The organism is Confluentibacter sediminis, assembly GCF_003258355.1.
GTDB classification, from domain to species: domain Bacteria; phylum Bacteroidota; class Bacteroidia; order Flavobacteriales; family Flavobacteriaceae; genus Confluentibacter; species Confluentibacter sediminis.
In genome coordinates, this window is sequence record NZ_QKPO01000005.1 from 141,809 (window position 1) to 164,294 (window position 22,486).

Sequence of the window (22,486 nt, forward strand, 5' to 3'; positions counted from 1 at the left end):
ATCATTCCGTTTGTTCGTAATTATAATCAGGATACAAAAACTTATTATAAGGAAAACGAGTTACGTGAATCTCTCTAACCTCATCATAAACCCGCTTTTTAAAATCTTCCAAATTCTGTTTGTTTAACGCCGAGATAAATAAAGCATTATTTTTCCCCACTCTACCCATCCAAGTACGTTTCCATTCTTCCAAGGTATAATTGGCTTCAGTTTTTTCAGCAATTAAATCATCTTTGTCAAAAGGTTCTGCCTCATAAGCATCAATCTTATTAAACACCATAATGGTTGGCTTATCATTGCTTTTTATTTCTCCCAAAATCTTGTTTACAGACTCGATATGCTCTTCAAAATTAGGATGTGAAATATCGACTATATGAAGTAATAGATCAGCTTCTCTAACTTCATCTAGCGTACTTTTAAAGCTTTCAACCAATTGTGTTGGTAATTTTCTAATAAATCCTACGGTATCACTTAACAAAAAAGGTAAATTTTGTATCACTACTTTTCTAACGGTGGTATCTAAGGTAGCAAACAATTTGTTTTCGGCAAACACCTCACTTTTACTAATCACGTTCATTAAAGTTGATTTACCTACATTGGTATAACCTACTAGAGCGACTCTTACCATGGCACCACGATTGCCTCGTTGTACAGACATTTGCTTATCAATGGTTTTAATACGCTCTTTTAAAAGTGAAATTTTATCACGCACTATACGTCTATCTGTTTCAATTTCAGTCTCTCCAGGACCACGCATACCAATACCCCCTTTTTGACGCTCCAAATGTGTCCACATACCTCTTAATCGTGGCAATAAATATTCACATTGTGCCAATTCTACTTGTGTTCTGGCATAACTTGTTTGAGCACGTTGCGCAAAAATATCGAGGATTAAATTAGTTCTGTCTAATACTTTACAGTTAAGAATTTTACTAATATTTCGTTCTTGTGCAGACGATAATTCGTCATCAAAAATGGCCGTTCCAATATCATTATCATCAATATATTGCTTTATTTCTTCAATTTTACCAGTTCCTAAAAACGTTTTAGGATTTGGTGTCTCTAATTTTTGTGTAAAGCGCTTTATAACATCTCCGCCAGCTGTAAACGTTAAAAACTCCAACTCATCTAAATACTCTTTAGATTTATCTTCATCCTGATCTTTAGTAATAAGACCTATTAAAACAGCTCTTTCTAAAGTAATATCTTTCTTTTCTAACATAAAAAAATTTAATGTACAAAGTTACATAATTGCATCCATTTTAATTTTTATATTTTTAGAGCTAATTTTTGATTTATGGCTGATTCTTTGGAAGATAGTTTGATAAGACACAACATGCAAACCATAGCATTTTATAACTGTGAAAATTTATTTGATGTATACGACGATAAACGAACCAATGATAATGATTACTTACCAACTTCAATAAAAAAATGGACACGCCCACGTTATGAAAATAAGCTTCGAAAATTAAGTTTTGCGATTTCAAACATTGGAAAAACAGAAACTGGCAAACCACCTGCCATTGTTGGTTTAGCAGAAGTTGAAAATGCAAAAGTGGTTAAGGACTTGATTGCATTTAAGCATTTAAAAGACTACGATTACCGTTATATACATTACAATTCCTTAGATGCGCGTGGTATTGATGTTGCCTTGATCTATGATAAAACTGCTTTTGAAGTGTTACATTCTGAAACGTTTACTATTAATTTGGTAGATGTTTTAGATGGCACCTTAGATTTTACCAGAGATATTTTGTTAGTTTCTGGTTTGTTAGATGGAGAAAAAATACATGTGATTGTAAACCATTGGTCATCTAGACGCGAAGGAGAAAAAGAAACTGAGCATAAACGAATGACTTCTGCAAATAAGGTTACCGAGATTATAACATCTTTAAGACAAAAAGATGTTCATGCTAAAATAGTTGTTATGGGAGATTTCAATGATGACCCATCTAGCAACAGTATTAAACATCTTGTAGAAACTAACCAATTATATAACGCTACCGAAACGTTAAGGTCTTTTAGCAGAGGTTCCGCCAATCATTTTAGGCAATGGAATTTATTCGACCAGATTATTTTCTCTACTAATTTTTTTGAGACTTCTAATAATGCATTAGAGTTTTATCAAGCCAATATTTTTGATGCCGATTTTTTAAAGCAGTTTAATGGTAGATTTAAAGGCACGCCTTTTAGAACCTATGCCGGCAAAAAATATATTGGAGGATATAGCGACCACTTCCCGGTGTATGCTATTTTTAAGAAGTAATTTAATTTACATTTGTGTACCAATAGACCACATGTTTCCAGCTAAATCTGTAAACGTGGCTCTTTTGTCTGGGTCTCCTTCATTTTGCTTTGGCTTTTCAATAATCTCACAGCCAGCAGCAACCACTTTTTGAAAAACGTCGTCCACATTTGGTACATATACATGCATCACCATTTTAATGGCAGGATATTTTTCGGTAGCATCACTTAGCATAATAACCGAATCATCTATTTGAATTTCTGCATGCATAATAGTGCCGTCGGATCTTTCAAAACGTCTTAATTCTTTCGCATCAAAAATGGTTTTCATTTGTTCTATAAACTTCTGTGCACCATCAACTATAAAATATGGTGACGTAGAATTGTAGCCTGTGGGTTTAAATGGTTTATTCATTATTTGTTTTTATTTTATTTCATTTTCCACTAAATTACAAACTATTCAATTATTTATTGAACATAATCAATACTAACCTCATCCAATTCATAAACCCCATCAAAATTATCTTGTCCACCACCAGTGTATTTAAAAGCTATATACATGGTTCCTGTGGCACATGATAAATCAATCGTTCCAGAATTAAACCAAGGCACAAATGAATCGGTATCTTTTACCACATACGCTGCAGATAATACGCCCCAGGTAGCCGTAATAATGTTGGCTTCTGTACCATCCCAATCTAATGAATACAATACCTCTAAATAACTACTATCTGCTTGACTATTGGAAGTTTTAAAACGCAACGTTTCACCTTCTTGAGCATCTAAATCAATGGCAGGTGTTATTAACCAACCTATATTACTGTCGTCTCCAGAACTTGCTGACTGAAATCTAGCAGAGCGACCCAAAGAGGCATTGGTCGAGGTTGAAGAATAGGCTTCCCAACCTACCGAGCCAGCCTCTATATAATTCGTCCAGCCATTACCAACTATTAATTGGTTATTTTTTTGTGTTTCAAAATCTTCGTAAAACAAATTTCCTGAACCCAATGTGGTTGCAATACCACAATTTAATTCCATAGGTTCACAACGATTTGTATCTTCAAAAATAATATCGGCAGCACTGTTTAAAATCAAGACATTAAAATCGTCACCATAATCCCGACTAAAAATACCGGTAAGACTTCCTTTATTTTGGGGAACAATCAATGATTTAAAATCAGCATAGATACTTGTTTGCAGGAATATTGAGATCCCAGAATCACAACTTTCCAATACTCTAAAACCATCAAACTCATCAATGGATTCACTTGCAAAAGTGGCTCCTAATTCAAATCTATTGAGTTGCATATTATTTAATTGAACTAATGTATTTTCATCGGTTTCCATTAATTCCGTTAAAGATGATATGATTTTGGGAGTAATGGTCACTACTTCGGATGTTCTGATAACTATGTTCCTATATTCAAAGGCTTGTATTTGCTCCAATCTTTGGTCTTCACCTTTCGCAATCGTTAAGACACCATTTGATTCTCCTATGGTTAGTCCCCTTAATTTCACATACACTTTTCTACCAAACTCGTAAGTATCAGACAAACTTCCTACATTAATATCTAATCGAATGCCAAGTCTTGGGTCATTATCAGGGTTGCTATCATCTACTTTATTTTGAATAATAAGTTCTTCAAAAAAGTTACCTGCTAAGTCGCTAGACACTACATAGCCTTCTATGTATACATCCTCATTTTCACCAATAATAGCAATTGTATTACCATTTGCAACCGCTTGGGCATACCTTTCATACAATGCTTTGAAGGTGGTTAATTTATCTGCTGGAATCGTTATATTATTTTCTTCATTTGGTATAGGAATACTATAATTACCATCATCTACGCATGATGAAACAAAAGCCAACAAAAATAAAATCCTAATTTTCATATTTTTAATTGTTAAAATCTAACATATACATTTACAAAATAATTAGTACCTCTACCATACCAATATTTAGAACCAAACACTGGTTTTTGTAATGCTTGGTCATCTCTTAATTGTCTGTAATTAGCATTCCGTCCTTGTTCGAAGCCTCCTGTTTTATAAACTTCATCTAGTAGATTATTCACACTCGCAAAAAAACCGATATAATACTGGTTGACTTTCCAAGATTTTCCACCAGTAAGATTTACTACCATATAATCATCAAAGCGTTCTTGTTTTAATAGGCTTATTGCTAAATTTTCATCATAATCTATAAAAGGAAATCCATCCACATCGGTATAAAAATTATTGGTTCTTGTGAGTGGGCTTACATCTACATAGGTGTTTTTAAAAAAATTGGCCGTCGCACCAAACCACCAATAGTCAGGGTCGCGATACTCAAAACCAATGGAATAGGCTTCTTGTGATCCCACAGCTAGTTTGTAATTTTTTAAATAGGATTTACCTAAATACACATTCTCAAACCTGTCGGAAGACACATATAAATCGGGGTTATTGGCATAGGTATATTGCCCCATAGAAGCCGCTCCTTTTAATTTAATAGGCGAGGTTACTTGAGCTTCAACACCAAGCTCTGCACCTAAATGGTTTTTATTGATGCCCTGTAAAATTTCCTGAATAAATTCGGTATCATCATAACCAGATTGTTGAGTCCCAGAATCAGCGATAATATTACCAATCCCATCTGCAAAGAAAAAAGAGATTTCGTTAGCATTTTTAAGCTGTGTATAAAAGCCTGTAAGTTTTGCTTTTACAATAGCTGAGCGGAAAATATAACTGGCATCAAAACTGTTAATTTTCTCTTCTGAAATATTAGGAACAATGTTATGATTGGACCTGGAATTTGTATAACTATTACTTATGGATGGCGCTTTAGTAAGGTAACCTATGTTAACATCAAACACATGTTTTCCTGATAATTTATAGGTAAAACCCGTCTTGGTACCGATTCCTATAAAGGATAATTTTTTACCTTTCCCAAAGGAATTATTGGCAAAGGTTTCTAACTGAAACAAACCTTCTCGTTGATATTGAGTATTGGTTAAACTTGTAGAAGCATAAAAATCGATCTTATTATATTTAAATTGTAGTTGGGTAAATCCTGAAAACACATTGGCAAACATATTATAATTGTATGCATATTTATCGCCAACACTTACAATAGCATTTGGATTATTTAAATCGAACTGAATACCATCAAAACTATCCACATTCAAAAAACCTGTGCCACCTAAAAGGTCTAAAACCTCAGCAAAATTCTCCGATTTTAACTTCTTGTAAGTCAAAGAAGCATCTAATAATATATGCTCGTTTAATTCACCATTTAAAACAGTATTTAAAGTCAATTGTTTATCATCTACCCTATCTTCATAGAGCATGTAGGTAGCGTTTTTTCCTTGTTGTGCATTGGCGGTGTTAGCTTCATACATTTGATTCCAATCTATTTGTCCATCATTTAAAAAAGATTGTTCTGCTCCGTATGCAAATTCCAAATCATCTGGAAAATTACGCTCAAAATAACTGGGTAGTTTTTGGTAATAACTCGGACTTGGATTTGTTCCTCCACCTTCAAAAGATTCTTGACCATCGGATGTAAAAACTCGTGTCGTGCCGCCGTAACCCAATCGACTATTTCCTGTTTTTCCAAATTGATAACCTATATTGGTATTCAATGAAAGTTTTTTATTTATGTTCCAATAATGGTTTAACATGATAATAGGTTCATCAACTTCTTTAATACGTGAGTTTCGTTTTTTACCATCTTGCCATCCCCAATATTCATTATATTTTATATCTTTTAAATCGTAAACTTCTTGAGTGTTTGGTGATGATTTCCCTCTTTTGTTTGGCGCATAAATTCCTGTAATATTTAAACTGTGGTTATCATTAAAAACTTTTTCTGCCGAAACAAAAATGGAATTAGCATCATATAATGAAGCCTCTTGATACCCTTCATTTCCCCAACGTCTTCCAACTGACAATGTATAAGCCCAATTATTCTTCAACAAACCTGAACTATAGGTTGCCATAAAACGATTCGCATAACTTCTATTGCTAGAGGAGTATGTAATACGTCCACCCGCTCCCATTTGTGATGCTCTAACATTAATATTACTGGTTCCTAAAACACCTCCAAACTGGTAACTTGACGGTTTTAATCCAGATGTTAATTCTTGGTGACGCATCACATCATTCAACCCACCCCAATTACTCCATTGTGGTCTACCATTGTAGATTTTGTTCATTTCAATTCCATTAATCAACAGGGAACCATTATCAGAATCCAAACCTCTAACTTTAAAAAATGAAGAACTAAACTCGAAAGCAGCCGTACGTTGAAACATATCTAATGACGATTGCAGTAAACCCGAAATATTGCCCAAGCCACTTTCATCATTATCGAGTTCGTCATCAGATAAGGTAATAGTAAACAAATCTTGATTTAAAGAATAATCAGCCTCTATGACCATGTCTGTGATATTAATTATTTGAAATTCATCAACAGTTATGGGATATTTAGCTGTTATATACCCTTCTTTAGAAATTATTAATATCTGTTCTCCCAAAGGTATATTGGAATAAAACCCAAACTCACCTAAGGAATTCGTTTTAGTACTTTGATTTGTTTCTTGAATGGTAACGGTTACATCTGGAACAGGCTCAAAAGAAACCGCATGCTTAACACTGCCTTTCACAAGTGTTTTTTGTGCAAGTGCAGGTATGGACACCCCAAGGTAAAACAAAAAAATAAGGTTTAACTTTCTCAACTCTAAATTAATAAACAATACAAAAAAAATAAAAATTAATTTAAATTGAAAGAAATAACCACATACTTAATAGGATTTATTTTATATTTATATAATACATTTCCAATATTTATGAGATTGTTAAAATTCTGTTTATTTTTTATGATTATTTCAATTCTTGAAGCTCAAGAACAAAAAACTTTTAAAATACATACCATTGCCTTTTATAATCTAGAAAATTTATTTGATACCATAAATGACCCTAATAAATTTGATGAATCAAGTCCTATTATGGAATTAAAGGCAAATCGTTCTGAAGTCTATAAAAAGAAAGTAAAAAATATGGCTCGTGTTTTAGGCGATATCGGAAAGGAAATTCCAAACAATTCACCAGCAATTATTGGAATTTCTGAAATTGAAAATCGAGAAGTGATTGAAGATGTTATAAGCGATTCTGTACTTAGAGAAAAAAATTATGGTATTGTCCATTATCCATCACCTGACCTTAGAGGTATTGATGTAGCGTTACTTTATCAAAAGCAACTTTTTACGCCTATTAGTACAAGTAGCCATGAACTCAAAATTTATGATCATATCACTCGGAAAAGGATTTACACCAGGGATCAATTATTAGTAAGCGGAAATTTAGAAGGAGACCTTATTCATATTATAGTGAATCATTGGCCATCTAGAAGTGGTGGTGAAGCAAAAAGCAAATACAACCGTTTGGCCGCTGCCAAACTATGTAAACATTTAGTAGATTCACTACAGGTTATAGATCCTTATGCTAAAGTTTTTATCATGGGGGATTTAAATGATGACCCAACAAATGCCAGTATAAAAAAGGGGTTGGGTACTCAAAAAGACAAAGACAAAGTTGATTTTAAAGGCATTTACAATCCATACGAAAATTTCTTTAGAGATGGTTTAGGAACTACGGCTTATAGAGATGCCTGGAGCCTATTTGACCAGATAATGGTAACCAAACCTTTATTGGAAAAAGATTATACTTCTTTTCAATTTTATAAAGCTGGTATTTATAATAAAGAATATTTAATAACAAGCAAAGGCACATACAAAGGTTATCCTTTTAGAAGTTGGTCTGATGGTGGATTTTCAGGTGGGTTTAGCGACCACTTCCCTGTATATGTTTATGTGATTAAAGAAGTTAATAATTAAGCCAGCCACATACTCCAAGGAATTCTAGACAGTAACAATACAAGAGCTATACTATAAAAAATAGCGATTGTTTTTAATTTAGATTTTGAAGTCAGTTTCTTTTTATGTTTTGAATAACCTATAGTGATTAAAGCAACAGCTACAATGTTTACAAAAGGATGCTCAACAAGATACAATCTATAAATGGAATCTTTCATAACACCACCCATCCCCAATTCGCTAAAAGCTTGTAATCTTGGTGATACAAAATATAATATGAACCCAATTAATAATTGAATATGTGAAGTTATTAACGTGAATAAAGAGATTCTAAAATCTTTAGCTTCATATTCTTTATCTGCAAATGTTTTATATAATGCATTAAATGTTGCCAATATTAATACGATAAGTACTAGATAAGCCCAATAAGAATGTAGCATTTTAACGGTGTTGTACATGATAATTTAATTTAAATTTTAGAATAAACAAATGTAATAATTTATAGCATAAAAAAACCGCTTCAAACGAAGCGGTTTTGACATTTTATAATTTTATTTTATTAGAAATTGTAACGCATACTAACGTTCCAAGTTCTTCCGTAACCAAACCATACTCCATTCTTCACATTCACTCCTTTCCAAGCAACATCTCCAGAATCAACATGAATATTATCTCTCGAATTTTCAATATATACTTCTCCAAAAACATTATTAACATTAACCCTAAATTGCAAAGAGTTTTGATCGTTTTTTCCTAATAACATTTTATAACTAAGTCCTGCATCTACAGTATCATAAGATGGCAACTTAATAGATCCTCTATTGTTTTCGGTTTTAAACTCCGCAGAACCAAAATCTGCTGCTCCATATAGATTATCATATTGATTCCAATTTGCACCTAATTTTAAACGAGGCAAAAACTCATAGTCCGCACTAATACCTGCCGTGAATTGAGCAGCTTCTCCAACTTTAACGCCATCAATATAACTAATATCTCCTTCTGCAATAACAGCTCCTGTATCATCAGTAGTTCTACTTGTTATGTTCCCTCTGTACTCCCAATTACCAATAGATAAAAATCCATTTATATTTAATTTATCAACAGGACGTGTGAATATTTCCAACTCTGCTCCCATATGCACTTGTTTTAATGGACTTGTTTTAGTGAATTCATCAGCTAACCCGTCACTATCAGTATCTCTAGAACTATAATCGATTTTATTATCCCAAGTAGTATGATATAAGTTAATATTAGCCGAAACTTTGTCTCCTAGAAGTTTATATCCAGCTTCAAACCCTGTTATTTTTTGGTTTCCTTCAACAAAAGGATTTAATTGATTGGATGATCTATCATTAATGAACAAATCGCTATGATAAGGCTGTCTAGAATAATAACCTGCATTAACAAAAACAATGTTGTTATCATTAATATTGTATGCTGCACCAGCTTTAGCATTAAAACCAGTATTGTTTATCTTATCTGAGTCTTCTGCCTGACCTTTATTTTGAGCCTCACCATATTCCGTTCTAAAATGAGATTGAGTAGAAGCAGAACCTTGGAAAAAGGCAGAAAACTGATCTTTAGTATATTCTAACTGACCAAATACCCCTGTATAATTAATTTTTTCCTCATAATCATAATAACCATGAATACGTTGTGCGTGGTCGTTATTTGGATTAAACAATAACCCCCATGGGTTAAGACCTCCATAGGTTTTAGTTATTACATAACTACCTCCATTATAATCACTAGATGAATTTAATGAACTTATTGATAAAAATTCGTTAACACCTCTAAAGTGAATCCCATTATACAAACGAACGTCTGCTCCAGCGTTTAAACTTAAATTCTCCGTTAATTGGTTATTATAATTTGCCACTAAACCATACCAATTATGGTTATTATTAGAACCTCTAACATATGTAGGCACACCCGATGAACTCATAGTTGAACCAAAGCCCCCCCTTCCTAAAGAAGCATAGAGTACAGTTGATAATGATGATTTATCATTTATGGTTAAATCCCAGCTTAAATTAGCTACTGGTTTATGATATACATTTCTACCTGTTGGGTAAAAACCTCCGCTAATATTATTTGGACTATTAACACCGGTATATGCGAAATTATATCTTCTTCCTTTTTCTAAATATGTTTTCAATGTATTATAACCAGATGCAGCATGCCATTGTGGAGCACCTGTTACCATGAAGTTAAAAATGTTATTTTCATTTGGTTTATACCCTAACGACAAAAAATAGGTTTGACCTTGTCCATCTGTATGATCTGCATAACCTTCTCCTTGCCAATGACCTAATAAAGCAGTAAAGGCCCATCCACTTTCCATTAAACCTGTTGAATAAGAAGCTGTTGTTTTTGTGTAATTATCATTTCCTATCATTTGTTGCACAAAACCACCTTCTTTCTTATCTATAGTTTTAGTTACAATATTAACTGTTCCTCCTACAGAGGAAATAGCTAATTTAGAAGACCCTAAACCTCGTTGTACTTGAACAGCTTTTGCAACATCTAATACTCCAGACCAGTTGGACCAATACATTTTGCCATCTTCCACACCGTTAATTGGTTGACCATTTAACAAAAATGCAGTATTAGTTTGATCAAAACCTCTCAAAAACAATTGTCCTTCTCCAAAACCCCCTTTTTGAACAGATTGCACTGAAGGTGTTGATTTCAAAATTTCAGGCAAATCTGAAGTTCCTGTCTTTTCTTGTATTTGAATTGCTTTAATTGTAGAAACCGCTATTGGAGTTTTTCTTCCTTCAGCTAAATCGATAACTCCTGAACCTACAATAACAATTTCATCAAGTGAATTATCTGATACTAATTTAATACTTCCTACATTAGAATTTCCATTAAAAGATAATGTTACTGGGGCATAACCTACATAAGAAACAACAATTTGCCCTGATCTGTTTTCTGTTTTTAAACTAAACTTACCATCAAAATCTGAAGTCGTTCCATTTGTAGTGCCTTTTTCAACAATATTTGCCCCGGGAAGCGGTGCATTCAGTTCGGCATCTATAAGAGTACCTGTAACAGTACTTTGGGCCATAATAACTGTAGTAAATAAAAAAGCCACAGCCATCATTAAAAATTGAGTAGTTTTTTTCATGATTTTTTAAATAGAATTAATTATTTTTTGAAATTAGTCAATGCAAAAATACATATAATTAGTCTTTTAGTATTATGGATATGTTAATAAATTTAACAATTGTTGATAAAAAAAACACCCTGCTAATTAAGCATAACAGGGTGTTTTCGTGTTTTTATTGAATTTTTTATTACATTTTAAGCAAAATGTTTGTAATAATTTAATAAATTTTGAGTAGATGAATCATGCTCGTTTGTTGCTGTATTGTTAAGTTCTTGTAAAATTTTTGTTGCTAATTGTTTACCTAATTCCACTCCAAATTGGTCGTAACTAAAAATATTCCAAATAATACCTTGAACAAAAATTTTATGCTCATACATAGTAATTAATTTACCCAAACTTTCAGGCGATAACTTGTTAATAAATATGGTATTAGTGGGTTTATTGCCTTCAAATATTTTAAATGGGAGTAAATCGGAAGAAGCCCCTTCAGCTTTTACCTCAGCTTCTGTTTTACCATTTAATAAAGCTTCCGTTTGTGCCAAAAAGTTTGAAATTAATTTATCTTGGTGATCTTGATTACCATGCAATGATTTAACAAAACCAATAAAATCGGCAGGAATTAATTTAGTTCCTTGGTGTATTAACTGAAAAAAGGCGTGTTGCGAATTCGTTCCTGGTTCACCCCAAATGATAGTTCCAGTTTGGTAATTTACTGGCTTACCATTTCTATCCACACTTTTACCATTACTTTCCATAATACCTTGTTGCAAATAGGTTGCAAACTGACTTAAATATTGAGAATATGGAATAATAGCTTCACTTTCGGCATTAAAAAAGTTATTGTACCAAACACTTATAAGTGCTAATACCACCGGAATGTTTGTTTTAAAATCTTCATTTTTAAAATGTTCATCCATTTTATGAGCCCCTAGCAATAAGCTATCAAAGTTTTTAAACCCAATAGCTAGACTAATCGTTAATCCAACAGCACTCCACAAAGAAAAACGACCTCCAACCCAATCCCACATCGGAAAAATATTATTTTCGTCAATACCAAATGCTTTTACATTTTTAATATTGGTAGAAACTGCTACAAAATGTTTAGCAATAGCAGTTTCATTAGCCGATTTTAAAAACCAGTTTTTAATGGTATTGGCATTTGAAAGTGTTTCTTGAGTAGTGAAGGTTTTTGAAACAATAACAAAAAGTGTGGTTTCGGGATTTAATTTCTTAATGACTTCATTAACATGATCGCCATCTACATTGCTAACAAAATGAGTTGTTAGATGGTTTTTATAATATTGGAGAGATTCTACAACCATAGCTGGACCAAGGTCTGAACCACCAATACCAATATTGACAACATCGGTAAACGCTTTTCCAGAAAACCCTTTTCTATCTCCATTTACCACTTCATTCGTAAACGTTTCTATTTTTTGTTTTACCTGATATATTTCTGGCATCACATTAATACCATCTACTTTGAAATCGGCATTTTTTGGTGCTCTCAAGGCTGTATGTAATACAGCTCTTCCTTCTGTTTGATTGATAATGTCCCCGGAAAACTGACTTTTAATGGCATCTTTCAATTTAACCTCATCTGCTAATTGAAGTAAATATTTTATAGTTTCCTCGGTAATTCTGTTTTTTGAATAATCTACATAAAAATCATCCCATTTAATAGTAAAATTGTCTGCACGGTGATTGTTTTGAGAAAATAAATCTTTCATGTGAACATTCTGCATCGTTTTGTAATGTTCTTCTAATTGTTTCCATGATTTTGTGGATGTGGGATTTATGCTCGGTAATGCCATAAATTAATGATTAAGTGAAATTAAATTATCTTTTGGTTTTTCATCAGAGACTTCTTTTTCAAATGGAATAGTATCCAATTGCTCTTTTAATGGTTTAATGAAGGTTAAATATTTTCCTTTCAAATTTTCTGAAATTGGTTCAGATTGGGGTAGTTTTTCTTTTAATGGATCTACCTGCTTGCCATTCTTCCAGAAACGATAACATACATGGGGACCTCCTGTATTACCCGTCATACCAACCCATCCAATAATTTCACCTTGTTTAACATGGTCTCCTACTTTTACCTTTCGCTTTTGCATGTGAAGATATTGTGTTTCATAAGTAGAATTATGTCTTATTTTTACATAATTACCGTTTCCTCCTTTGTATTTAGATTCTGTAACTATGCCACTAGCAGTAGCCATAATGGGTGTTCCGACAGCTGCGGCAAAATCGGTTCCTTTATGAGGGCGAAGAGCAAAACCATAGTAAGCTATTCTTCGATTTAAATTATACCTGGAAGAAATTCGGCTAAATTGTACAGGGGCTTTTAAAAATGGCCTTTTTTGATTTTTAGCTTTTTCATCAAAATAATCATAGGATCCTTTAACGCTATCTGTTACAAATTTGAAGGCATAAAATGATTCCTTTTTATGTTCGAATATGGTTGCTTTAACCTCTTTAATTCCTGCATAAATGGTATCATCAATATATTTATCCGTATAAATAACTTTGAACCTATCTCCTGGTTGCAATCTATTAAAATCAATAGTCCACGCATAAATTTGATCGGCCAACAAGTTAGTTAACATAGGACTAATGCCTTTTTCATCTAACGTTTGGGATATACTGCTTGTAATGGTTCCTGTAATTGTTTTTTCAACATATTTAATAGGTTTTCTACTGGTGTAAGCATGAATGGAATCACTAAAATTAATCACTACATACTCTTCTAAATTGGGTTGATAAATGAACGTTTTGGGGGTTTCCAAAGAATCTTTAGCACATAAAAGCGTGTATGGCTTGCCTATCTGAAGTTTTCTAATATCGAAAGTATCTCTAGCTTTATTGGCAATTTGAAATATATCTGGATAACCGACTCTATTTCTTTCCAGAATTTCACCAAAACTATCCCCTTTTCTTATGGTATCTCTTTTAACAATAAAGTCATTTAATTTAAAACCAAACTCATAAATATCTGGAAATGAAGCTAGTTCTTCCGATTGATTTTCTAAAATTTCTGTTTTTCCTTCCTTACAGCTAAAAATATTTATGGCTAGTAGCGCCAAGATTACATATTTATTTACCAACCTTATTTTTTTTGTATAGCTCTTCACTATAGTTAATTATTAAATTTCGTAAATCTAATAAATTCCTATTGGTATTTATATTCAAAAACTGTTAATCTATTACTTTTTTTCAACAGTTTAACAATACCCTCCCTAAAGATTCAATAAGTTTAAAAAAGAAAGGTTCTTGATAAATTTTAATTCTCTACAATTATTTTAAAGGGATGCTTTAAGCCTTTAAAAGCTTCTAAATCGGCTCTTAATGATCCTATCCTAAGATCTGCCTTGATCCGTAAAGGAATTTTATTTTTATCATTTGAAACCCAAAGGGTTAAACTTTCCTCTTCTTTAAATACACGCCCGGCCATAACATAAGGCCTGAACATTAATGCATCAATTTTCCCGAAATCTGTAGTTATAGTTTCTCTTCCTAAATATTTTAACTTAAACCCATAAGTTTCTTCATCAAAAAACATGTCAACCTTAACCTCATCACCAACTTTTATGTTTTCTGTATTTAAATTATTTCTTAAATAATAAAATGTTGACACCATATCTTGAATATTGGGTTTAGTATCAAAAACCGTTTTCGTTTTTTCCTTTTTATTATTGTTGTAGGCTTTATTGTTTACTTGATCAAAATCAATTTCAATATCTTTTGTATACCCTCCCTCATCAATGTTTCTAATGAATTTATAGGGTAGCGTTGTTTTTTTATCAAAATAGGTTTCGTACCTATCCTCCACCTTAAAAAACCATTTAATCATACCTGTTGTCCAACCTTTGCCTACAACATGATATACATCTTTTCCGTTAATCCTATCGTCTTTTACAGTAAGTGTGGCATTACCTGCTTTAAGCCAATTACTATAGCTCATTTTAAATTTAAACCATTCTCCTGTGTCGAATGCAGATTCCTGGGCAAAAGATAGCTGCGTAATTAACACTATTATTATAAGTAGATATTTTTTCATTCTCATCGTAGTTGCTTGTAACTCTTAGTTTATTAATTTATTATAATATTTACTAAATTACAATTACTGTTCCAAAAGTATTAAAACAAAAAAACTCCATCAAAATTAATTGATAGAGTTTTCTTGTTAAAAGAATAAATTAATGTTAAATTAATGTTTTTATTGACTCATGGAAATACAAAAACAAATATATCGCCGAATTAAAACCAAAAACCTACATTAAAAAACCAAATACTTTTTTTATTTTCTGGCGACCATGAATATTTAACTTCTATGGGACCAATAAATGTTTCTAAGGCATAGCCCAATGCATAACCTGAATAATCTATTTTTGAAAGCCAATCTGTGCTCTCAAAAAGCTTATTATCTACATTTGCCATATTTACTGCAAAGTTTATATGGTTTTTCTTGAAAATTTCATAGTCTAATGTTAATGCAGATTTTATAAAACTGTCTCCCCCTATTGAAAGAAAATCATACCCATAAAAGGGCATTAAATTGTTTATCATATGGCTTCCATAACCTCCTAGGGCAAAATTAAGATATGGATTTGTGTCTTGGCCAACCCTAAAACCAGCTTCTGTTGTAAGATTTGCAGAAAAGCTTTTAGAAAATGAGTGTGAAAAACCAAAAGTTGCTTTTGCTATTGAAAAACTGGAAAAATCATCTTTAAATTCAGAAGAATGCAAGTATATATGCAAATCGCTATCAAATAAAATACCTGTTTTAGGAAAATACTTATTATCATAAGTGTCAAATTTTAATTTTCCAAATAAACTTATATAATTACCTTTTTCAAATACAGATTCTTCATTATTGGCTGTATTCAAAATAGTTTCAGAAGTAATCTTTAAACGTTTATACTCAGCCCCTACAATTAAAGAGAGGTCTTTTCTAAAAAGGGTTTGTAAATAAAACTGATTGGTAAAATCACTTACTTGTATAGCTAGCTTGTTTACATTTATTAAATTTAATTCATCTGGGGTTAAAATGGCTGCTGCTGCAACATTTTTGCTAAAGCTATCGTATCTGGAATTTAAACCAACGCTCCAATAAAAGCCTTTATCAATATAATACTCAAAATTATATCTTACATTATCACCAAGAATGAAGTCTAAAGAAGCCAAATCATTTTTTGTCAGCCATTTTTTTCTAGTAATATTTACTAATGCAGAGCTTTTATATAAATCATCATAATGAATCCCTAATTTTAAAAAAGTCGTCTCTTTACTTTCCTTTATCTCAGCTTTCATATCATAACCAACCAGCGTGTCTGATGGTTTTAATTCATATAAAAAACTGTCAAAATTATTAGTTGCTATTAAGTTATTAACCCCTTTATTAAAATCGTCATAACTTATTTTTTCATTAGTCTTTAATTTTAGTTTTCCTAAAACATAGGATCTGGTATAATTACTTTCTCCAGAAAAATCAATAGAATTGATTTTTAAACTATCAACCGTTTTTATTTGTATTGGTTTTCTCTTTTTTGTTTGAATTTTAGCAAGGTCAATTAAAGCTTGGAGGTGATTTAATGAAGCCGCCGTGCCTGTTTTTGTTATTTTTTTTAGTTCACTAAAAGACACTACAGAAAAATTTGATATATCAGGTTTTATATAAATGTCTGTTTTTTTCGCCTTAATCCTCATGTCGTTTATTGTCCTAAAATTATTGATTTGGAGTAAAACATCTGGTGCCGATGTGAGTTTATCTCGAGACATTAAGCCATCCTGCACATCTACCCCTATAATAATATCCATACCTTTTTCCCTTAACTCATCTATAGGATAGTTATTAACAACGCCACCATCTATTAAAACCTGATCGTTAATAATAACAGGCTGAAACAAAGACGGAAATGCACCGCTGGCCATAACGGCTTGCGATAAATTACCTTTATCTAACACAACTGCTTTTCCTGTTTCTATATTTGTTGCTATACAGAAAAATGGGATTGGCAAATTGCTAAAATCATTTATAGTATTAACATGCAATGTTAGTTTTGAAAGCATTCCATAGGTGTTTTGACCTCTTGAAAGAGCAGAGGGCAATTTAACCTTAAAGTGGTTAAAAGGTAATGTGAAGGCATATTTTTCATAATTATCACGCTCATAAAATGTTCTTGATGCTCTTGGTAAATTATCATTTAAAATGTCATCAAAATCAACAGCACTGAAAATAGAATCAATTTTTTTTCCCGAATATCCAGACGCATATAAAGCCCCAATAATAGCTCCCATGCTGGTGCCAGCGATATAATCTATTTTAACACCTAAACTATCGATGACTTTTAAAACACCAATATGCGCCAATCCTTTAGCACCACCACCACTTAATACCAAACCTACCTTAATGTCTTTTTTTTCTGAATCTTGGGAAAAACCCTCAAAACAGACAAAAAACATTAAAATGATTAATACATACTTCATTTATTATGGTAATAATTATAAACTTTTTCTGCTCTAGAAACCCCTACTACCGTCTCCAACTCATCTAATTTAGCGTTGGCAATTCGTTTGGCGGATTTAAAATGCTTTAATAAATCGACAATCGTCTTTTCTCCTACCCCAGCAATCGTTTCCAATTCTGTATTTAATGCACTTTTGCTGCGTTTGTTCCTATGGTGTTCAATTCCAAAACGGTGCGCTTCATTTCTCAATTGTTGAATGACTTTTAAAGTCTCGCTTTTTTTATCTAAATATAAGGGAATTGGATCATTTGGATAGTATAATTCTTCTAAACGTTTTGCAATACCTATAATGGCTATTTTCCCTCTTAAATGAAGAGCCTCTAAACTTTTTAATGCCGAAGACAATTGCCCTTTACCTCCATCAATAATAATAAGTTGTGGTAAGGATTGTTCTTCGTCAAGCATTCTTTTGTAGCGACGATATACCACCTCTTCCATAGAAGCAAAATCGTCTGGGCCTTCTACTGTTTTAATATTAAAATGGCGATAATCATTTTTACTTGGTTTTCCATTTTTAAAAACCACACAGGCTGCTACTGGATTTGTCCCTTGAATATTAGAATTATCAAAACACTCAATGTGTCGTGGTTCTTCATGCAATCTTAAGTCTGCTTTCATTTGTGCCATGATTCTATTGGCATGTCTATCGGGATCTACAATTTTATCTTGTTTGAATCGCTCCATTCTGTAATATTTTGCATTACGAATGGATAAATCTAAAATATGCTTTTTATCGCCCAATTGTGGAACCGTTACTTTTATATTTTCACCCAATTCCACCTTAAATGGCACATATATTTCTTTTGATTTTGAATGGAACCGTTGCCTGATTTCAGTAATAGCAAGTTCTAATAATTCTTCATCCGTTTCATCCAGTTTCTTTTTAATTTCTAAGGTATGTGAGCGAATGATAGAACCATAAGATAATTGCAAAAAATTCACATATCCATAAGTCTCATCGCTTACAATAGAAAACACATCGACATTGCTTATTTTAGGATTTACTATGGTTGATTTTGCTTGATAATTTTCAAGCACTTCTATTTTCTCTTTTATTTTTTGAGCGTCTTCAAACTGCATCATTGCAGCATAATGCTTCATTTGAGTTTTAAATTGTAACAGCGAGTCTTTAAAGTTTCCTTTTAAAATTTCCTTAATAGCTTTAATGTTTTCATTGTATTCGGCTTCTGTTTCCAAACCTTCACAAGGGCCCTTACAATTTCCTAAGTGATATTCTAAACAGACTTTATATTTTCCCGCATCAATCTTTTCTTCAGATAAATGAAAATTACACGTTCTTAAATGGTACAATCCTTTAATTAAATCTAATAAGGTGTGAACCGTTTTCATACTGGTGTAAGGTCCAAAATATTCGCTGCCATCTTTAATAACCCTGCGGGTAGAAAATACTCTGGGGAAACGCTCGTTTTTTATGCAAATCCAAGGATACGATTTGTCATCCTTTAGCATCACATTATAACGTGGTTGATACTTTTTAATAAGATTGTTTTCCAACAGCAAAGCATCTGTTTCGGTCTCTACAACAATATGTTTTATGGTTGCAATTTTTTTAACCAGCATTCTGGTTTTACCATTATCGTGCGTTTTGTTAAAATATGAGCTTACACGTTTCTTTAAGTTTTTAGCTTTTCCAACGTACAAAATAGTTCCTTCAGAATTGTAATACTGATAAACACCTGGTTGCTCCGGTAAGGTTTTTAGCTGTATTTCTAATGGAGAATCACTCATCATTCAAAGGTAATTATTTTAATTTTTATTGTTAATTTAACCAAGTATTAAATCGTTAAACTTTTTAATATAAATAGTTTTGCATTTTACTAATTCGCTACCTTCGCAAACTTTTTTAAATGAACAGCACATGAAAAAAAAAATTATTGGCAGAGTAGACAAAGTAGACTTTCCTAATTTAGATTTATTCAATATTGATGTTAAAATAGATACTGGAGCTTATACATCTGCTATTCATTGTTCTGATATTGTTGAAGAGAATAATACTTTAAAATGTACTTTCTATAGTAAAGGCCATGCTAATTTTAATGGCAAAGAAATCATTTTCCAAACCTTTTCTAGAACAAACGTTAAAAGTAGCAATGGTTTTAAAGAAAACCGATACAAGATAAAATCTGAAGTTATATTTTTTGGAAAAACATATAAGATTAACTTAACTTTAAGCACACGAGACGACATGAAATTTCCCGTACTTATAGGCAGGCAATTTTTAAAAAACAAATTTATGGTTGATGTAGATAAAGAACATATGTCTTTTAATTTAAAAACACAATGAATATAGTTATTCTATCCAGAAACTCTAATCTATACTCAACCGAAAGGCTTATAGAAGAAGGTGAAAAAAGAGGTCATAAAATGGAAGTTATTGACCCTCTAAAATGCGATATTATCATAGAAAGAGAGAAGCCAACCATTTACTATAAAGACCGTTATTTAGACTATGTCGATGCGGTTATCCCGAGAATTGGAGCTTCTATTACGTTTTATGGCTGTGCTGTAGTAAGACAATTTGAGATGATGAATGTGTTTGTTATAGCCACGTCAGATGCCATTCAACGTTCACGAGATAAATTGCGAAGTTTACAGCGTTTAAGCAAAGCAGGCATTGGTATGCCAAAAACCGTTTTTACCAACTACTCCCGCGATGTAGAAGAAGTGATTGAACATGTAGGTGGTGTTCCTGTCATCATTAAGCTTTTAGAAGGTACACAAGGTTTGGGCGTTGTGCTGGCTGAAACCAAAAACGCTGCCGAATCTGTTTTAGAAGCTTTTAATGGTTTAGAAGCACGGGTGATCGTTCAAGAATTTATAAAAGAAGCCAAAGGTGCCGATATTCGTGCGCTTATTGTGGATGGGCATGTGGTTGGTGCCATGAAACGCCAAGGCAAAGAAGGTGAATTCCGTTCTAATTTACATCGAGGTGGCACTGCCAATGTTATAAAATTAAATGAGCAAGAGCTAAAGTTAGCTATGAATGCATCAAAAGTTTTAAAACTTCCCGTTTGCGGAGTAGACATGTTACAATCTGCTAGAGGTCCTTTATTATTAGAAGTCAATTCGACACCTGGATTAGAAGGTATTGAAGAAGCCAGTGGTAAAAATATAGCGAAAAGCATCATTACTTATATTGAAAGAAATAGACATTCATAAAATTTATATTTAAATGATTACAGCCAAAAATGACGTTTTACATATTCTTGGAGTAACCATTATGCCAGGCGAAAGCAAAGAAATAAGTTTAGATTTAGCCAAACTCCACACCACCTCAACCGTTGATGTCCCTATTATTGTGGAACGTTCTAAATTGCCGGGCCCTACTATTTTATTTACAGCTGGGATTCATGGCGATGAAGTAAATGGTGTTGAAATTGTAAGACAACTTATTGCTTCTGGTATCAATAAACCAAAATGCGGCACTATTATTTGTATTCCTGTCATTAATATTTTTGGTTTTATCAATTTAAAACGTGAGTTCCCGGATGGTAGAGATTTAAACCGCGTTTTTCCCGGCACAGAAAATGGCTCCTTAGCTAGTAGGGTGGCTTATAAATTGGTTCATGAAATCATTCCTCATGTCGATTTAATTATAGACTACCACACAGGAAGTGCCGGTAGATTTAATGCGCCGCAACTTCGTTTCGTCAAAGAAAATAAAGAACTTAATGATTTGTCAAAAATATTTGGAGCACCATTTGTTTTATACTCTAAAAATTTAAATAAATCGTTCAGAAATACCTGTCATAAATTAGGCAAACCCATGTTGCTCTTTGAAGGTGGTAAATCATTTCATATAGACGAAACCATTACGAATTGGGGCATTAAAGGCGCTAAGCGTATATTACAACACTTTGGTATGCTAAAGACCAATTTTAAAGTAACAAAACCCACCAAAGAATCTATTTATATTAATGAAAGCACTTGGAAACGTGCCAAATACTCAGGCATGTTTAAACCTTCGGTTAAAATTGGAATTAAGGTAAATAAAAAAGATATTTTAGGCACCATTACCGACCCTTTTGGTAAGTTTAATCACTTTGTAAAAGCCAATAACACTGGCTATATTATTAATGTGAACGAATCACCCATTGTTTATCAGGGAGATGCTTTATTTCACATAAGCACTAAACTTAAACGTTAATAATAGCATGCTAAAAGCTGAATTACGAAAAAAATATAAAGCACTTCGTTCTGAATTATCTACGGATGATGTTGACCATTTAAGTGTGTCCATTGCCAATAAACTTTTAAAATTGCCCATTTGGGATGCTTCTTTTTACCATACTTTTTTAACGATTGAAGAACAAAAAGAAGTCAATACCGATTATATTTTAAACATTCTCTCGGGAAAAGATAAACATATAGTACTCTCGAAAAGTGATTTTGAAACTCATATTATGACGCATTATTTACTAACGGATAATACGGTGATTAAAAAAAACGCCTACAACATTCCCGAACCTGTTGATGGTATAGAAATTACCAATAATAAAATTGAAGTGGTTTTTGTGCCTTTATTGGCTTTTGATAAAAAAGGCCATCGTGTTGGTTATGGCAAAGGTTTTTATGATAAATTTTTAGCCGACTGTAAACCAGATACCATTAAAATAGGACTCTCTTTCTTTGAAGCCGAAGATGCTATTGATGATGTTTTTAAAGGTGATGTCACACTGGATTATTGTGTAACACCTGAGGGGGTTTATGGGTTTTGA

The 22,486-nt window shown here is 32.5% G+C and carries 17 protein-coding genes; 6 read left to right on the forward strand and 11 right to left on the reverse strand.

Going from position 1 to position 22,486, the window contains the following annotated elements:
• Position 1 precedes the first annotated feature (1 nt).
• Entirely contained in the window at positions 2 to 1,222 is a 1,221-nt protein-coding gene (gene hflX, locus DKT72_RS05665) for a GTPase HflX (protein WP_111307758.1), read from the reverse strand.
• Positions 1,223 to 1,297: 75 nt separating this feature from the next.
• Here hflX and DKT72_RS05670 point away from each other — a divergent pair, with 75 nt between their 5' ends.
• Complete coding sequence (locus tag DKT72_RS05670) at positions 1,298 to 2,269, forward strand: endonuclease/exonuclease/phosphatase family protein (protein ID WP_111307759.1); 972 nt, start codon at positions 1,298 to 1,300, stop codon at positions 2,267 to 2,269.
• Between the two features lie 6 nt (positions 2,270 to 2,275).
• Here DKT72_RS05670 and DKT72_RS05675 read toward each other — a convergent pair whose 3' ends face one another.
• Genes DKT72_RS05675 through DKT72_RS05685 form a run of 3 tightly spaced genes read right to left on the reverse strand, consistent with a single transcriptional unit; the run spans position 2,276 to position 6,944 of the window.
• Entirely contained in the window at positions 2,276 to 2,662 is a 387-nt protein-coding gene (locus DKT72_RS05675; RefSeq protein ID WP_220628086.1) for a VOC family protein, read from the reverse strand.
• Positions 2,663 to 2,715: 53 nt separating this feature from the next.
• Positions 2,716 to 4,143: a DUF5689 domain-containing protein gene (locus DKT72_RS05680; RefSeq protein ID WP_111307761.1), complete on the reverse strand. Its 1,428-nt coding sequence runs from the start codon at positions 4,141 to 4,143 to the stop codon at positions 2,716 to 2,718.
• Between the two features lie 11 nt (positions 4,144 to 4,154).
• Entirely contained in the window at positions 4,155 to 6,944 is a 2,790-nt protein-coding gene (locus DKT72_RS05685) for a TonB-dependent receptor (protein WP_235841623.1), read from the reverse strand.
• Between the two features lie 165 nt (positions 6,945 to 7,109).
• On the opposite strand from DKT72_RS05685, the gene DKT72_RS05690 reads away from it, so the two are divergent.
• The gene (locus DKT72_RS05690; protein ID WP_111307762.1) at positions 7,110 to 8,126 is read left to right on the forward strand and encodes an endonuclease/exonuclease/phosphatase family protein; all 1,017 of its coding nucleotides are present in this window, start codon (positions 7,110 to 7,112) and stop codon (positions 8,124 to 8,126) included.
• Here the strand turns inward: DKT72_RS05690 and DKT72_RS05695 are convergent.
• From DKT72_RS05695 to uvrC, 7 genes are all read right to left on the reverse strand, one after another.
• Positions 8,123 to 8,563: a hypothetical protein gene (locus DKT72_RS05695; RefSeq protein WP_111307763.1), complete on the reverse strand. Its 441-nt coding sequence runs from the start codon at positions 8,561 to 8,563 to the stop codon at positions 8,123 to 8,125. The genes DKT72_RS05690 and DKT72_RS05695 overlap by 4 nt on opposite strands.
• 101 nt (positions 8,564 to 8,664) lie before the next feature.
• The gene (locus DKT72_RS05700; protein WP_111307764.1) at positions 8,665 to 11,238 is read right to left on the reverse strand and encodes a TonB-dependent receptor; all 2,574 of its coding nucleotides are present in this window, start codon (positions 11,236 to 11,238) and stop codon (positions 8,665 to 8,667) included.
• 176 nt (positions 11,239 to 11,414) lie between these two features.
• The gene (gene pgi, locus DKT72_RS05705; RefSeq protein WP_111307765.1) at positions 11,415 to 13,034 is read right to left on the reverse strand and encodes a glucose-6-phosphate isomerase; all 1,620 of its coding nucleotides are present in this window, start codon (positions 13,032 to 13,034) and stop codon (positions 11,415 to 11,417) included.
• 3 nt (positions 13,035 to 13,037) lie between these two features.
• A complete protein-coding gene (locus tag DKT72_RS05710) occupies positions 13,038 to 14,303 on the reverse strand; it encodes a M23 family metallopeptidase (protein ID WP_370445571.1) in 1,266 nt (421 codons plus the stop codon).
• Between the two features lie 197 nt (positions 14,304 to 14,500).
• Positions 14,501 to 15,277: a DUF3108 domain-containing protein gene (locus DKT72_RS05715; RefSeq protein ID WP_111307766.1), complete on the reverse strand. Its 777-nt coding sequence runs from the start codon at positions 15,275 to 15,277 to the stop codon at positions 14,501 to 14,503.
• A gap of 200 nt (positions 15,278 to 15,477) precedes the next feature.
• Positions 15,478 to 17,706 (reverse strand): patatin-like phospholipase family protein, encoded by a 2,229-nt coding sequence (locus DKT72_RS05720; RefSeq protein WP_111307767.1) that lies wholly within the window; start codon positions 17,704 to 17,706, stop codon positions 15,478 to 15,480.
• The gene (uvrC, locus tag DKT72_RS05725) at positions 17,703 to 19,496 is read right to left on the reverse strand and encodes an excinuclease ABC subunit UvrC (RefSeq protein WP_111307768.1); all 1,794 of its coding nucleotides are present in this window, start codon (positions 19,494 to 19,496) and stop codon (positions 17,703 to 17,705) included. Before uvrC ends, DKT72_RS05720 begins: the two co-directional genes overlap by 4 nt.
• A gap of 130 nt (positions 19,497 to 19,626) precedes the next feature.
• On the opposite strand from uvrC, the gene DKT72_RS05730 reads away from it, so the two are divergent.
• The 4 genes from DKT72_RS05730 to DKT72_RS05745 are packed head-to-tail and all read left to right on the forward strand — an operon-like array spanning position 19,627 to position 22,486.
• Entirely contained in the window at positions 19,627 to 20,052 is a 426-nt protein-coding gene (locus DKT72_RS05730) for an ATP-dependent zinc protease family protein (protein WP_111307769.1), read from the forward strand.
• Positions 20,049 to 20,927 (forward strand): 30S ribosomal protein S6--L-glutamate ligase, encoded by an 879-nt coding sequence (gene rimK, locus DKT72_RS05735; RefSeq protein WP_111307770.1) that lies wholly within the window; start codon positions 20,049 to 20,051, stop codon positions 20,925 to 20,927. The genes DKT72_RS05730 and rimK overlap by 4 nt, the downstream gene beginning before the upstream one ends.
• A gap of 13 nt (positions 20,928 to 20,940) precedes the next feature.
• Positions 20,941 to 21,915 carry a succinylglutamate desuccinylase/aspartoacylase family protein gene (locus DKT72_RS05740; protein WP_111307771.1) on the forward strand — a complete coding sequence of 325 codons (975 nt, stop codon included), beginning with the start codon at positions 20,941 to 20,943 and terminating at the stop codon, positions 21,913 to 21,915.
• 7 nt (positions 21,916 to 21,922) lie between these two features.
• Complete coding sequence (locus DKT72_RS05745) at positions 21,923 to 22,486, forward strand: 5-formyltetrahydrofolate cyclo-ligase (RefSeq protein WP_111307772.1); 564 nt, start codon at positions 21,923 to 21,925, stop codon at positions 22,484 to 22,486.